At 35.7% G+C, this 15,245-nt stretch carries 16 protein-coding genes; 6 read left to right on the top strand and 10 right to left on the bottom strand.

Annotation, left to right across the window (positions count from 1 at the left end; genetic code table 11):
• Positions 1–12 precede the first annotated feature (12 nt).
• The 7 genes from ACZ11_RS24010 to ACZ11_RS23975 form a co-directional block, all read right to left on the bottom strand.
• Positions 13–825, bottom strand: coding sequence for a distal tail protein Dit (locus tag ACZ11_RS24010; protein ID WP_049669055.1), 813 nt, complete (start codon positions 823–825; stop codon positions 13–15).
• Entirely contained in the window at positions 822–5,861 is a 5,040-nt protein-coding gene (locus ACZ11_RS24005) for a phage tail tape measure protein (protein WP_049669054.1), read from the bottom strand. The genes ACZ11_RS24010 and ACZ11_RS24005 overlap by 4 nt, the downstream gene beginning before the upstream one ends.
• Before the next feature lie 188 nt (positions 5,862–6,049).
• A complete protein-coding gene (gene gpG, locus ACZ11_RS24000) occupies positions 6,050–6,373 on the bottom strand; it encodes a phage tail assembly chaperone G (RefSeq protein WP_134008643.1) in 324 nt (107 codons plus the stop codon).
• A gap of 108 nt (positions 6,374–6,481) precedes the next feature.
• Positions 6,482–7,057, bottom strand: coding sequence for a major tail protein (locus tag ACZ11_RS23995; RefSeq protein WP_049669053.1), 576 nt, complete (start codon positions 7,055–7,057; stop codon positions 6,482–6,484).
• 20 nt (positions 7,058–7,077) lie between these two features.
• Positions 7,078–7,425, bottom strand: a complete 348-nt coding sequence (locus ACZ11_RS23990; RefSeq protein ID WP_049669052.1) for a hypothetical protein — start codon at positions 7,423–7,425, stop codon at positions 7,078–7,080.
• A gap of 250 nt (positions 7,426–7,675) precedes the next feature.
• On the bottom strand, positions 7,676–7,984 hold the full coding sequence (locus tag ACZ11_RS24770) for a hypothetical protein (protein WP_053093244.1): 309 nt from the start codon (positions 7,982–7,984) through the stop codon (positions 7,676–7,678).
• A 411-nt stretch (positions 7,985–8,395) separates the two neighbouring features.
• Entirely contained in the window at positions 8,396–8,794 is a 399-nt protein-coding gene (locus tag ACZ11_RS23975) for a DUF1492 domain-containing protein (RefSeq protein ID WP_049669050.1), read from the bottom strand.
• A 317-nt stretch (positions 8,795–9,111) separates the two neighbouring features.
• On the opposite strand from ACZ11_RS23975, the gene ACZ11_RS23970 reads away from it, so the two are divergent.
• The 3 genes from ACZ11_RS23970 (at position 9,112) to ACZ11_RS23960 (ending at position 11,527) form a co-directional block, all read left to right on the top strand.
• Complete coding sequence (locus ACZ11_RS23970) at positions 9,112–9,744, top strand: LexA family protein (protein ID WP_049669049.1); 633 nt, start codon at positions 9,112–9,114, stop codon at positions 9,742–9,744.
• 17 nt (positions 9,745–9,761) lie between these two features.
• Positions 9,762–10,412, top strand: a complete 651-nt coding sequence (locus ACZ11_RS23965) for a hypothetical protein (RefSeq protein ID WP_049669048.1) — start codon at positions 9,762–9,764, stop codon at positions 10,410–10,412.
• Between the two features lie 215 nt (positions 10,413–10,627).
• Positions 10,628–11,527 carry a 3-hydroxyacyl-CoA dehydrogenase gene (locus ACZ11_RS23960; protein ID WP_049669047.1) on the top strand — a complete coding sequence of 300 codons (900 nt, stop codon included), beginning with the start codon at positions 10,628–10,630 and terminating at the stop codon, positions 11,525–11,527.
• A gap of 314 nt (positions 11,528–11,841) precedes the next feature.
• On the opposite strand, the gene ACZ11_RS23955 is transcribed toward ACZ11_RS23960, so the two are convergent.
• Together ACZ11_RS23955 and ACZ11_RS23950 are read right to left on the bottom strand one after the other, a co-directional pair.
• Positions 11,842–12,042 (bottom strand): hypothetical protein, encoded by a 201-nt coding sequence (locus ACZ11_RS23955; RefSeq protein WP_049669046.1) that lies wholly within the window; start codon positions 12,040–12,042, stop codon positions 11,842–11,844.
• A 3-nt stretch (positions 12,043–12,045) separates the two neighbouring features.
• Complete coding sequence (locus tag ACZ11_RS23950; RefSeq protein ID WP_049669045.1) at positions 12,046–12,636, bottom strand: sigma-70 family RNA polymerase sigma factor; 591 nt, start codon at positions 12,634–12,636, stop codon at positions 12,046–12,048.
• A 357-nt stretch (positions 12,637–12,993) separates the two neighbouring features.
• Here ACZ11_RS23950 and ACZ11_RS25425 point away from each other — a divergent pair, with 357 nt between their 5' ends.
• Both ACZ11_RS25425 and ACZ11_RS23940 read left to right on the top strand, forming a co-directional pair.
• Complete coding sequence (locus tag ACZ11_RS25425; RefSeq protein WP_082172883.1) at positions 12,994–13,155, top strand: YvrJ family protein; 162 nt, start codon at positions 12,994–12,996, stop codon at positions 13,153–13,155.
• Positions 13,156–13,710: 555 nt separating this feature from the next.
• Positions 13,711–13,920 carry a hypothetical protein gene (locus tag ACZ11_RS23940; protein ID WP_049669043.1) on the top strand — a complete coding sequence of 70 codons (210 nt, stop codon included), beginning with the start codon at positions 13,711–13,713 and terminating at the stop codon, positions 13,918–13,920.
• 135 nt (positions 13,921–14,055) lie between these two features.
• On the opposite strand, the gene ACZ11_RS23935 is transcribed toward ACZ11_RS23940, so the two are convergent.
• Positions 14,056–14,553 carry a GNAT family N-acetyltransferase gene (locus ACZ11_RS23935; protein ID WP_049669184.1) on the bottom strand — a complete coding sequence of 166 codons (498 nt, stop codon included), beginning with the start codon at positions 14,551–14,553 and terminating at the stop codon, positions 14,056–14,058.
• 115 nt (positions 14,554–14,668) lie between these two features.
• On the opposite strand from ACZ11_RS23935, the gene ACZ11_RS23930 reads away from it, so the two are divergent.
• The gene (locus tag ACZ11_RS23930; protein ID WP_049669042.1) at positions 14,669–15,241 is read left to right on the top strand and encodes a DinB family protein; all 573 of its coding nucleotides are present in this window, start codon (positions 14,669–14,671) and stop codon (positions 15,239–15,241) included.
• The last annotated feature ends 4 nt before the right edge of the window (positions 15,242–15,245 follow it).

Here is a 15,245-nt window from a genome sequence, read left to right as displayed (position 1 = left end):
CACCATCCTTATTTACATATATAAAAATCTAAAATTAAAAACGATACTGTGAACAGTACCGCCTGAGATTGAGAAACTATTATCTCCAACTGCTAGTGAGAGGAGTTTTTTATTTGTCTGTTTAAAAACGGAAGTACCGTTTTTAAATGAGCGAATTCCGCTAATGTTTAATTCATCAGAAGAAGATAAAGCACCATTCAATTGATACACTTCTCCTGTAGTGTTATTTGTAATAGTAACGCTATCGTTGAAAATACCTTTTAAAGTAATAGCAAGCTCATTTTGGCGTGGATCCACCGCAACATTTCCGTAATTTTTAATTGTGAAGTGGTTGCTATTAAATGAGTAGGCTAAATCTTCATCCCAATCAAGACCCATGCCCCATGCCCATTTATCAATGTCCCATTCCTTTAAATCTAAAGTTGTAGGAACCGATTCTGCATAAATATTTTCACAAATAAATTGTATTTCGAGCTCTCCTACTTTTCGTAGTAGCTCATTTGGTTGATAGCTGTTTGCAAGACGTACCTTCCAGCGCTTCCCTGGCTCAGCATCAAAAATAATATAAAAATATTCTTTTCGGGCAAACAGCATATTAATGTCTGCAATAAACAATTTAAAATCATGATAATCAAATGCTTTATACATAAATTTCGCAGTAATCGTTCGTCCACTAAAACGTGTGCTCGTGAAGATTGCTCCATCACTACCATCGACCTCAGACGATTGATGCTCTATTGATACAGAAGGAATGTAATATTTTAATAATTTTAAACTGTAGTCGCTCATCAGCATTTCACGGCCATCCTTTAAAATCATCTTCATATACCACTTAACCCCCTCGTCAATGCATGAATGCTTGCATTGCTATATTGTTTGCCGCTTACGACATCTACAACAGATTCTCCTAAAACTTGTCCATCTAATATGGATTGTACAACAATAGTTGAAGGCCCTGAATTTTGTGATATTTTGTTATTCTTGGATTTTTGTATTGGCAATAAAGAAGAAGACTCGTGGGTAACACTATTTGCTAGAAGTTTACTAACATTAGTAGCTTTATTCATAATAGAGTCAAACCCATCGACTACACTATCTCCAACCTTTTTCAATAGAGAAGATTTTGGTTTTAGATTTAGCGCATCACTTAATGTATCCGAAACATTTTGGACAAGGTTATTTGCGGTTTGCTGTAATGCTGTTTGCATTCCATTCATGCCATCAATTAAACCTTGAATAGCATTTTTCCCAACTTCATTCATTGAGCCTAGGGTTTCTTCTGTTCCCAGAACAACATCCTTGATTTTCTTTTGCCACTCGCTATCTAGAGTGTTCAATTCCGAATTTGCTGTTTTACGTAGAACCTCAATGTTTTCCTCCGTTTTAGCTTTTAATGGCTCTAGCTCTTTAACTGCTGACTCACTTGCTATTAGCAGCTTTTTCTCATACAAGTCTTTATATTGCTTCAATTCTGCATCTGTCATTCGATTTAAAGCTTCTAGCTGTGCAAGGACACTCGGGCCCATTGCCTCGAGTTCATCGATAATATCACTTGATAATCCACGAATTTCAAGTTTTGATAACTCAATTCGCCATTGAGATAAGGCATTCACTTGCTCACTTAAATTTTGCGTTAAGCTGGAAGAATCAATTGGATCGGTTACTTTAACTTCATCAAATAATCCAAAGTAACCTTTAATACTTTTTATACGACTATCTAAAGCCTTATTGTAATCATCATTAAGTTTTTGCTCTTCATCCAATAATTTTTTGTTAACATCCTGCGTCTGCTTTAAATAATCGTTGTTGATAGTTTTAATTTTTTCGCTTATTTCTTTTTTCGTATTATAAAATTTTTCTTCATAATACGTACGTTCGTCTGTACCAGCCTCATATTGTCCTAGATAGCGTTCATAAATTTTCAATTCCTCTGCTAGAGAGATTGAATTGTACTTTTTACGTTTTTCAACGGAGTCCTTCTCTTTTTCGAATTGTTCCTTAACCATTTCAGAATACGCTTTTTTGAACTCTTTTAATGCATTTGTTTTTTCTTTTGTACCTTCTTTAAACGCCGTTGCACTATAGCGCCAAAATTCAGCTTCTTGTTTTGCCGACATTTCTCCAGCCGATTTCTGAGCTTCAACATATTCTTTTAAGGCTTTGAATTTTACATCTGCAGACCTAGATTCTGCTTTTGCCATTTTTTCAGCATATTGATTTGTAATTCCTTCGCGGTCTTTTAATGATTGTTCTTCTATCTTCTTGATTTGGGCTACCTGATCTGCTGTAAGAGCTACATGTTTTTTTGCTGCATTGCTTTTGATCGCTGTAATTTTATCTGAAGCCTGTTGAGAAATCTCAGCTTTCTTATTCTCAGCTTCTTTATGCAAGGCCTGAATTTCAGCTGCATTGGTTTTTATTACATTGCTTATAATTTGCTGGGCTTTTTCGATGGCCTCTTTAGAAATTGATAAACGCTCGGTTAAATCTGGAATTGCAGCCTCTGCTAATTTCTCAGCGGCTCTGTTAACTCCATCACTGCCTTTCTCAATCCCTATTGCTAAGCCTTCACCAACGCCTTTACCGATTGCAATCATTACTCGTGAAGGAGAATTTATTTTTAAAGTTCTCTTTATTGCATCTCCTATTGATGTTGCAATTGATTTAGCTTTATCCCAGACAAGATCTGCCATGTCGCCAATACCATTAATTAGACCTTGAATAATATCTTTACCAATTTTACGCAAATCGAGGGCTCTGAAAATACTAAGTATTTTATCCCAAATATCAGTAACGACTCTTTTAGCCTCATTCATCTTTGTTTCTATTGCCACTTTAATATCAAGAAATTTTTGGATAGTGCTCGTTACTAATTGAGTTGCTGTATTTACTACCGTAGTTTTGATAGATTCCCAGACATTACTCAAAAAGCTTTTTATCGTATTAAATGTATTTGTTGTCATCTGGCTGAACCTTGTCCATCCCGATACGACTAAATCAACAATACTTCCTACCGTGCCTACAATCGCATTTTTCACGTTATTCCATACATCACTCAAAAATGACTTAACAGCGTTAAATACAATTTCGGTAGTTTCTTTTAATTTATTCCATCCAACTTCTATTCCATTAATAATAGTTGTAACTATTTCGATAATCGCAGAAGAAATAGAGCCCCATATATTGGTAGCTACATCAACTATTGATGTCCAGATATTTGATAGGCTTTCTACAAAGCTAGTCCATATTTCTATCGCTCCGTCTATAATTGACGTCCATAAGTCTGTGAGTAGTTGAGTAAACTCTTCCCACGCGATAGAGGCTATTTCTGTAATACTTGTCCACAATTCTGAGAAGAAGGTTACCATGCCTTCCCATATTACTAAAGCACCATCTACAATTGACGTCCATAAGTCTGAAAGTAGCAGGCTAAATTCTTCCCATGCGATAGAGGCTATTTCTGTGATATTTGTCCACAATTCAGTGAAGAAGGTCACCATGCCTTCCCATATTACTAAAGCACCATCTACAATTGACGTCCACAATTCTGAAAGTAGTAGGCTAAACTCTTCCCATGCGATAGAGGCTATTTCTGTGATGTTTGTCCACAATTCTGAGAAGAACTCTACTATGCCTCCCCATATCTCTATAGCTCCTTCTATTATTGACGTCCATAAGTCTGAGAGTAACTGCGTGAACTCTTCCCATGCGATAGAAGCTATTTCTGTAATACTTGTCCACAATTCCGAGAAGAAGGTTACCATACCTTCCCATATTTCTATAGCTCCCTCTATTATTGACGTCCATAAATCTGAAAGTAACTGGGTAAACTCTTCCCATGCTACTGAAGTCGATTCAGTAATGCTTGTCCATATGCCTGCAAGCAAATCTACCAAGCCTGTCCATATTGCTTCAGCCCCTACTACTAACCCCGTCCATAAGTCTGAGAGTAGTTGGGTAAATCCTTCCCATGCAGCTGAGGCAGCATCTGTAATACTTGTCCATATGCCTGCAAGCTGATCTACCAAGCCTGTCCATATTGCTTCAGCTCCTACTACTAATCCCGTCCATAAGTCTGAGAGTAGTTGGGTAAACCCTTCCCATGCAGCGGAAGCCGCTTCTGTAATGCTTGTCCACAATTCTGAGAAAAAGCTTGCTATGCCTTCCCATATTTCAACTGCTTTTGCGCTAACTACATCCCAGTTTTTATATAATGCTATACCGCCAGCTATAAGTGCGGCAATAGCAGCTACAACCCATCCTATTGGTCCACTTAATACTGCAAAAACAGATCCTAGGCTACTAATTGCTCCAATGATTGTACCGACCGTTGATATTAATGTTCCAAATACTACAAGAACTGGCCCAATAACCGCCGCAATCCCACCAATAATCGTAATTAGCTTTTTGGTACCATCGCTAAGATTAGAAAACTTTTCAATCCATGGCTTAAGCTTTTCTAAAAAACTCTTCACGATCGGTATTAAAATATTCCCGATGCTAATTCCAATATCCGTTAGTTCATTTTTCATTGTAGCCATTTGAGATTCTGTCGTTTTATAGCGTTCAGCTGCTTTATCTGATAAAGCCGTGTTTTCCTCCCACGCAGCTGAGGATGAATTAACAGCCGATGATAGCAAATCAGAGGCATCAGCCATGCTTAAAAGTACATCTGTTTCATCACCGTTAACACCTAGATCTGCAAGTACACTTTTTAGGTTTGCTCCACCTTCTGATGACTCAGCTAGCCCCTTCACTAAGGCATCTAATGCAGAGGTAGCATCTGTTTCAAAGGCCTTTTTAAAATCTGCACTAGACATGTTGGCCGCTTTAGCAAATCCTGATAAGCTATCGCCACCATCTCCTACTGCTTTTTGGATTTTTTGAAGAACCGAAGTCATCGCCGCTCCCCCGGTTTCAGCGTTAATCCCTAGACTAGACATAGTAGCCGCTAGTCCCATGATTTGCGCCTCTGTTAGACCAGCTTTAGAAGCTTGCTCGGCAAATCCCATTCCCATCTTCATAATATCAGAAGCAGCAACACCCGTTTTGCTGCTAAGTTCAACAATTGAAGAGCCTAAACGGTCAAAATCACCTTGCCCCATTCCAACAATATTTGCAAAATCAGCAAACTCCTTTGCAGCCTGCTCACGGGTCATACTCGTGGAATTTCCCATATCAATAACTGTTCGTGAGAAAGATAATAGGTGTTCTTCAGCAATTCCTAGCTGTCCAGCTGATTCAACAACTCCCGCAATTTCGGTAGCACTAACTGGCAGCTCCTTAGCCATACCTCGTATACCATCTTCAAGCTTTTTAAAACCTTCCTCGCTCGTGTTTACCGTTTGACGAACTCCAGCAAAAGCACTTTCAAAATCTACTGCAGCATTAAAAGCAAATGAACCAAAATCTTTAATAGGGGCTGTAATAGAGGATATGCTTTCGCCAACAGATTTTACTTTGCCTCCAGCTTCTTGGAATTTATCCCAAGTTGACGTCTGTACATTTAATTGATTATCTACATCTTTTAACTGTGTAGTTAAAAGATTGTATTCAGCAAGAGCTTCATTAACAGCGATTGCTTGTTGTTCAATTGCTTCTGTATTCGCTGACTCGGAGGCTATTAATTCTTCATATTTATTACGTTGCTCCGTTAGTTTAAGGTTCGATGCTTCAACTGATCGTGTGAGTATATCTTGTTTTTTTGATAAACCCTCCATAGAGTTTTCGTAGTTAGTACCAAGCGCCTGTAAAGCCTGTAATTCTGCCCCCATTGCGGTTAATCGCCTAATAGATTGCTCAATGGATCCATCGAAATTAGAAGTATTTAGACTAAGTTCAACAGCACCAATCTCCGCCATTTTTCATCACCGCCTTTTTTGGAGAATAGATCACAACCAAGAAATTTCATCAGCAGTAACCTCCTCCATTTCATCAAAATCACTTGTAAGTTCAAACCAAAAATGAATATCCATTTCGTCGACTTCATGTAATTTATAACCTTCTTTTATCAAATCCCGATAAAATTTTTTAATATACTCATAAGGAGTTATTCCACTAGCTTTCCCTCAGCATCATTAAGAGCCGGTTTTGTTTCAAGGCCGCCAATATTTAGCACGTTATTGAAAACTCGCATAATTTCCTCTTGTAATCTTCCAGCCTCTAAACCATCCCATACATCATCAATTGTGAATTGATTATCAAACACGTTTACAACAAAGGAAATCATCTCATCAAATGTTTCTACAGAAATTTCATTACCTTCATTTCGCATTTTTTCGTTCATCTTTAGTGCATTTCGGAACACTCGTGCTTTCACAAAGTCATTCGAGAAAATTTTTTCTTGTCCGTTAATTTTTAAAGTAATTTGCATAATTCATCCATCCTTTTCTAGTTATCTTCATTAATAATGCTGTCATTATAGTTAGTCACAGAGTCTTGAAATAAAAAGAAAAGAAACCCTTAAAGGGCTTCTCTCTAATTATGGTGTTTCAACTGTTTCACTTGGTTTTGCAACCGATTTAAAGAATGTTTCTGCAGTCACTGTTACTCCTGCATCTCGTGTATCTACCGTATGTTTGATAACACCATCGATTAGTGGTAATGCTTCACCACCGAATGGATATACTTTATAACTTGTCTCACCTTTTTTACGAGTTGTATTTGTTTCTTCACCTGGTTTTAATTTTGCTTTTACTAACCAAACCAGCTTAGAGCCTGATTCGAAACCAATTGCAATCGAGTTTGGTGTATCATTTGCGTTTGTAATAATACCGCCTTCAGCAGATTTTTTGTGTCCATACCAATCTACTAGCACATCTGTTGGTAAATCAGCAGTTTCACCAGCAATTGTGATAGAATCCAATTGTGCTTCCTGATCCACTACTCGATCCCCAGCATCTAAATGCGCTTCTGAGAAGTTTGGTGTCAGTGTCATAGAAATAGGCATTGTTAAAGTTTTCACTTCACCCCATGTCTCTGTTTGTTCATTTGTCATTAGTGCATAGTGAATACGTTTTAAGCTAATTTTTTGTGGTTTTTCATTTACTGTTGTCATTTACATGACCTCCTGATTTTTTATAATTTTTCATCAAAAAAGACGAATCGTAGCACCCTATTATAGTGAGACTCGCCTGTAGTATTTGGTTCATCATATTCTAAAGTTCGCTCATAGCCCGCACTTCCCATCAATCGTTTGATGTTCTCTGCAAGCTGATGATAACTCGAATTCGACCATACATTGATTTGTATAATCCTCTCGATTTCCAGTTCATCTCCATCTACTTCAAAGATAGGCTTTGCACTTATCTCTAAAAAGGTAATGAACTGATTTGGCTTTTCTGAGCCCGTAGGATATCCATTAAAGATGATGGGCAGACCTAATGGCTCTAATATAGAGGGAATGTGATTCATTAGATCTCTCATATTTTTCTCCTAATCTACTTTTTTAATGTAGGTAAGACTTAAAAATAGTATCTCCTTTCAGTGAATGAAATATTGAACTTCTTAAATAAAGTAAGAGTTCTAATGATGTTGGCTTCTCGGAATATAAAAGCTGTTTACAATTACTGATTTTTGGAATATCAAAAACGCCTACTGAAAAGAAACCAGTAGACGTTTTCATTCTTGCGTTCCTATTCACTTTATTCACCTCCTTTCAAGAGCACTGATTCAATTAGCCTTCAATTAATTTTCTAACACTAGCCATACCTTTCGAAATTAATTGTTTTAAGTCAGACTCTTTTTTCTTCAGCCCATCTAGCTCGTCTTTTTCAATCCATTTCATTTCTCGATGCAGCTCTCTTAAAGTAGCTTGAAGTTTACGTGTATTTTCATCCGTGTAAAAACATACATACTCTCGACCACAGTTTGGACAAGTAAAATAAGTTTTCTCAATCGCAGCCTGCAGCTTGTCTTTCTTAAAATGCTGAACATAGAATTTGTGACCACATGATTTATTGCACTTTGCATAAATAGGCTCCATCTACTCACACCCTTCTATTTATTAATTTTAATGAGCAAAAAACCACTCGGCTTGGAGTGGTTTCTAGCTGGTAGTTATTTATCTTTACTTTGTATGTTGCTCGTCAATCAAACTTTTACACTACCATCATATAACGGAATTTCAATCGTTTCTATTCTCATTACTGAGTGTCAGTTAAAGGAAAGTTCACTTTTCTGAACTTCCCAATAAAAAAGATCACCTTTTTCTAAGTGATCTCTAACTAAAGTAAATGTTGTTCATTAACCGAACTTTTACACTACCATCATATAATGGATTTTCAATCGTTTCTATTCATACTGCTGGGTGTCAGTTCAGGGAAACTCATCTACCGTTGTCCATAAAAAAAAGACCACTTTTTACAAGTGGTCTCTAGATACAATTCATTAGCAATCAATGTGTTAGTTTTATTTCGTGAGCAAATCTAATCATCTTGGCAATTTCCGCATGTTTTTTATAAATATAACTTGCACTGTAATTTAACTCTTCAGCTATTTCTTCTAATGTCATGCCATCTACATATTTCATTTTTAAAATTTTGTGATTCAATCCACTGAAATTACTAATAAGCTCCATAAAATTCTTCTGTTCAGTAAGCTTAATCTGTAACTCTTTTTCAATTCGCTCTATCCGGTCCTCTAGTTTCGCGCCATCAGATTCTGCAGTCAGTTTTACTCCTGCTAAATCGCCACTGACCCAACGTTTCAACTCTTTTTGTGATCTCTCTAAATTATATTCCAAATATGTAATTTCATCTTCAATTTGCTGATAATCTCTTAACCATTCGTACATACTTAGCACCCACTTTATTTTTATTTAACCAACGGCAAAGTACCTTTAAACGGTACTATTGTATAAAAAATTTTTATCCGCCGTAATTTCTCTCTATTGCTGCTTCTTCTACACGCTTCTTAACTTTATTGCATTCTAAATCCCGCTCCTTATTCTTAAATAGATTCAGTTACTACTCAATCAATATCTTTTACAATGTAAATTTATTGTAATACCTTTAAACGGTATAGTCAAGTAAAAAATTCCTTTAAAAGGTACTTTAAAGTTTACACAACTACTGATTATCGGTATCATTATATAAAAGGAGGTGCTTTAATATGGATAAATCGGATAAACTAAAAATCGTCTTTTCCATAAACTTAAAACAGCAATTGGATAAAAGAGGTTTAAATCAAACAGATATGGCTAGAGATTTAAATTTACCAGAAACAACCGTTTCTAATTGGATGAAAGCTAGCACATACCCTAGGCCTGATAAAATTCAGTTAATGGCTGACTACTTTAATATTAGGCGTTCTGAGTTAACGGAAGAGCAGCCGACAAATTTAATTGAAATACAACCTAACTTTGCGAAAATTCCAATCTTAGGTACCATCGCTTGTGGAGAGCCTATTCTAGCGGAGCAAAATGTAGAAGGATATATGTACGAGTTTTCCGAGTTATTACCCGCAGGAAATATTTTTGCTTTAGTGGCAAAAGGTGATTCGATGGAGCCGACTATACCAAATGGCTCTAGGGTTTTGATTAGAGAGCAAAGTGAAGTAGAATACGGTGAGATAGCAGCCGTACTTGTAAACGGAGATACAGAAGCAACTCTTAAGCGTGTTAAAAAACAAGGTGATACCATTTTACTTATGCCAGATAACCCAAAACATGAACCTTATATAGTAGACCAAAATAATCCTGCAAAGATTATTGGAAAAGCTATCAGTTTTAAAGTAACGCTATAAGAAAGGGGGCTTTATACTTGTTTAAAATTCTTTCTGGCATATTTATACTAAGTGGTATAACGGGAGTGATTTCCCTTCTTCTTGCAATTTTTAATTTCATTAAATTGGACAGAATAAAAGGAATTAAAATGCTAAAGTTTACGGGAATTTCTATTATTATTTTATGTCTTTCTGCTTTAGGTGCTAGTGAATTTCTACCTGAGTCTTATAAAGTAAGCCAAGAAGAATCTCCTAACGAGAAACATGAAAAAAAACCAGTAGCTAAAGTAGAATCAACAGAAGATGTAACTTGGCAGGGTAAAGTAAAAGAGGTTGCTTCTTTTAATAGCACTCCTTCAAAAAAGTTCGATACAATTGAAGCCTACGCTAAAAAATATCCAGCTACAAAGGCTGAAATCAAAGAATTCGAGGATTACATCGTTGCCGAATATAAAAATAAAAAATATTTAGCAGATGTACAAAATAATGAATATATGCTAGGAAATATATTTAAGGCATATGTAGTGAATAGATACTATGGAGAAGAAGAAACGCCTATTAACGATTTTGTCTTTGGGTTTTATCAAAACTCGAATTATACTTTTAAGGGGCTCGAATCCATTAATAGTAATGCAATAAAATATAATGAACGTCAAATGGATAATGCATTAACAGCCATGGAAAACTAAATGTCGCTCTCTCGGGTGACATTTTTTTATTGTTATACGTCCACACTTGCTTTTAGAAAATTCAATCCATTGTAGAATTCTTTATATCATTATAATAATTGAGGCTTTCATTTGATTTTTCAATATTGAAAGAAGTAGTATGGAGTTGTAATAAGGGATACATTACATATCCAAACAATTATTTTAATGTAACAATTCCGAAGGAGGAATTTAGGATGAATTATCAAAACATTACGGTTGCAGGTAGCGGTGTTCTAGGTAGTCAAATTGCTTATCAATCAGCTTTTAAAGGTTTTAATGTAACGGTATACGATATTAATGATGAGGCATTAACAAATGCACAAGATCGTATTACAAAATTAAAACCTTTATACCAACAAGATTTGGGGGCAACTCAAGAAGAAGTTGATGCTGCATATGCACGCTTATCATTTAAAAGTGATTTATCAGAAGCGGTTGCAAATGCTGATCTTGTGATTGAGGCGATTCCTGAAGTTGTTAAAATTAAAACAGAATTTTACACAAATCTTGGCAAAGTTGCCCCTGCTAGAACAATCTTTGCGACAAACTCATCTACTTTATTACCAAGCCAATTTGCAGAAGCAACTGGTCGTCCAGAGAAATTTATAGCACTTCACTTTGCAAATACGATTTGGAAAAACAACACAGCCGAAATTATGAAACACCCAGGCACTGATATGAAAGTGTTCGATGAAGTTGTAGAATTTGCACGTGCAATCGGCATGGTTCCACTTCCATTATATAAAGAACAACCAGGCTATATTTTGAATTCATTACTAGTTCCATTTTTAGATGCTGCTGAATCACTATTAGTAAAAGAAGTAGCAGACCCAGAAACAATCGACAAAACATGGATGATCGGAACAGGCGCACCACTAGGTCCATTCGCCATCCTTGACATTGTTGGTATAAATACTGCTTTCAACATTGTAGAAGCAAAAGCCGCTGCTACTGGTGAAGAAAACTTTAAAAAATTAGCCGACCTCTTAAAAACAGAGTATATCGATAAAGGCAAACTAGGCCGCGCTACAGGCGAAGGCTTCTATAAATATCCAAACCCAAACTTCGCAAAACCTGATTTCCTTAAAGGTTAATCAATCAATAAAACGATGCACATAGTGTCATAGCTATGTGCATCGTTTTTTAATTTTCGAGGTGTCGACATCGGTAGCAATTTGAAGTGATCGGGTATGACGTGAAAATGATCAGGTCGTAACTCAATCCGATCGGGTATGATGAGAATGTGATCGGGTGGCTACTTAATCTGCTCGGGTAGGCTGCGAAAATGATCAGGTAGTGCCTTAATCTACTCGGGTATACTGCGAATGCGATCGGGTGTCTGCACGTTACGCTCGGGTTTACCAAGAATGTGATTAACTATTTACTCGAACTGATCAAGGGATACAGTTCACGAGAAAAAATCCCAAAAACTAGGTGCATCCTGAAACCTTACCGTTGCAAGCTTTTCTATAATTTTTAGTTTAATTTCTTGTTCCAGGTCTTCCCTTTCTTGATAGTCTGTATTGTGTAAGCAATGTTTAATTTTAGGTATGAAATTCTCGATAATTGTTAGAGTCTCTTCGTTATGTTGATCTCCTAAATTCACCATAAGTCATTCCCCCTTTTTTCTGAGTGTATTATTGAGTTTATTTAAAGCTTTCCTGTGAAGGTTTGAAATATTTTGTGGTGTAGTTTGTAATGTTTGAGCGATCTCTTTTATAGACAGCTCTTTTACATAAATCATCTCTAAAATTTGAAGCTGTTTAACCGTTAGTTTTTGTAGGGACTTTAATAACTGTTCATCTTCAATATTGTCCAGTAACCCTTCCCCAACTATATTATCAAGCTCAGTTTCATTGCTTGCATCTTCTATTCCCTCTATAGCAGTCTTGCCATCCTTTTCTGATAAGCCCTTATCTAATATTAATAAAGAGCGATTTTGTAACCTTCTTCTTTTTTTATCAAAATCTAAACTAAAGAAATAAATTAAATTACTGACGTATTTGGTCTTCCTAACATTTATATAGTGAGATTGAAAAGATTCATCAACGAGTTTCTTATTAATATCAGTTGGATATAAAATTGCTTTTTGCACCAAATAAAGATTTTGGGAATCCGACAAAAAGCTTTTTATAATTGGATTGTTAACCTGCTCATTATTTCTATAGAAGAAATCCTCTATTTTTTGATTATCTTTCTCCATTTAATAATCCCTCCTATATCCGCCCTCTTTCTATATAAAGTGAATGTAGTATCTATATTATAAACCAAAATAAGAACAAATGTTCTTATCTAGAAGTAAAAAAATCACCTTTATATACAAATAGATGAGTTAATTCAGCTTTATTAGTATTAAGTGGAGGAATAAAACAGCAGTTTTAGTAATGAAACCATCACATAATATTTTTTATCTGTAAGGTTGTTTTTATTAAGGAAGGATTCTCTTTACATATTACAGTTTAAATTTTGGCGATATAGCCAAGGTGAAATAGATCCTCGTTCCAATCTGAGGATCACCTTATTCTACTATTTTGAATTAATCAGGAGGGTGATTTACATTATGACACCGGAGAATGTATCAATGTGGATAAGCTTAATAGGAAATTTTGGGTTCCCAATTGCCATAACAGTCTATCTGTTCATTCGCTTTGAAAGGAAAATAGATAAATTAGAAGCTATCATCATGGAGTTATCTGAAATTATTAAATATCAGAAATTCTAAAAAGGAGTATGATCAAATGTTGTAATGCGAGAAAAATTCAATCATTTTATACAAATTGTTTAACTAATGACAGTCTTTTTATAGCTGTCAGAACAAGCTAATGAAATATGAGATAAACCCACAAATGATTTGATGGATGTAATTCATTGCTAAAAGGCTTACCTCTTCGGTATGATTGTAAATTAATAGGAGGGGAAATTTATGATAGCCTACAGGAGAATTGCAGTACTATATTTTCTTATTATGTTCCTTAGCATTTTTATTGCTACACAGATGAACAGTATATTAACTGGTGTATTGATTCTTGCTTTTTTGTATTGGTTTTTTATTGGTTTTCCTTATTTACTTCAAGAAAAGGTGCGGTTTTTCGAGATATGTTGGAGTTGGTTAACAAAGGGTGGAAGAATAGGTCCTAGATGATTTACCTGCAGAATTTACCGAATATTCCGATTAACATCTCAAGTAATGTAATCAAATCCGAGAAGCTTTAATTCTTTATCAGATTTTTATTTCAAGCATACTATACAGCAATAACAGGATCGATTGGAGGCAATTATGATTAGCAACAATAAAATTGCAACGACTAATATTGTGCTAGCAATTTTACTTGTTCTTGGTATCACCTATTATTATTTTTACAATCAATCACCAATTCAAATTGAACGCTTAGGTAATCTAGGGTTTTGGCTAGCATTCCCATTATCAATAATTAATATAGTACTGGGATTAAAGCTACTGAAAAATAAAACGACGGGTAAGCGCTAGATATTGTTGTGATTAATTTAATCATTACCTTGTTTTCATTATTTCATTGGGGCTCACCGTAAAAGTTAAAAAACTCCAAAGGCTAAAAAGCTCTTTGGAGTTTTTATCAATGCGTCCGGGAACAACTGAAATAAGTTATAGAAACAAAACCATATAATCCTCATCAAAATATTGCTGACCTATTTTTAATGCCCTCTTCTCAGTTCCAAAAACCTCAAACCCTAAAGAAGAATACAGTCCTTTTGCCGAAGCATTCGTTGACACAACCGTTAACGTAAGCTGTTCAACTTCCTTTAACTCCCTCGCCTTATTAATTGCTTCGACCATTAAATGCTTACCAATGCCAAGCCCTCGCTTTTTCGGAGAAACATAAACAGCAAAAATACTCGCTTTATGCTTTAACTTAAGCTTACTTTCCTGAACTAACGTAGCAACGCCCACTAATTCATTATGATCAAATACCCCTATCGTATAAGAACCCTGTGATTCAAATCTGTCGGCAAACTGCTCGATCGGATAATCCTTTTCCTCCTCAAAGCTTGAACCAAATGCCTCGGGATTATTTTGTAGCCCTTCTAATCTTAAATTCCGATAGGCTTTAGCATCTGCAGCTGTTATAAGTCTACTATTCAATCTTATTCCCCCTTCGAACTTTTCATTTTTATCGACAATTCCTAATAGTGTTTTATATACTTTCATAAGATATTTCCCTAAAATGGTAATAACATCATAAAAGGGAATGAAAAATATGAAATCAAAAAGTATGGCGCATCATTTTCATCTATTACAGGAGCAGCGAACTCACTACCTACCTTGCATTCATTCACTCTCACAGGAACAACTATGGCATCGTGAGAAAGAAGGAAAATGGTCTATCGGTGAACACTTCTACCACCTTTATCTGATCCTAAAAATGCTTAAAACAGCAACGAAGTTTTCCTTAATTCTAACGCCTTACGCGAAAATGCGAAGAAACAAACCATTCGCCACTGAAATACATGATATTTACGAGGAATATAAAAACAAAAAAGGCAGAGGCATGCGGGCTCCAAGAATATTAGTACCTCCCTCAAAAATATGTTTTACGCTAAGCAGTGATGAAATAGAACAATTACTAGTGAACGAAACGAGCATGATACAAGAACTAGTAAAAAATATAGAGGAGGATATTGCCGGGCATATTGTCTTTCCAGATCCTCTTGCTCATTATCCTAACCTTATTCAATCGATCCAGCTACTTGCAATCCACGAAAAGCATCATTTTAGAATAATGACGGGGCAATATAATCGATTGATTACGTCTAGCGAAGTTTTAATTTAAACGT

The sequence above is a fragment of the Lysinibacillus xylanilyticus genome (genome assembly GCF_001183605.1).
GTDB lineage: Bacteria > Bacillota > Bacilli > Bacillales_A > Planococcaceae > Lysinibacillus > Lysinibacillus xylanilyticus.
Note: the sequence above shows the minus strand (reverse complement) of the source record. Positions and strands in the feature narration are given on the sequence as shown.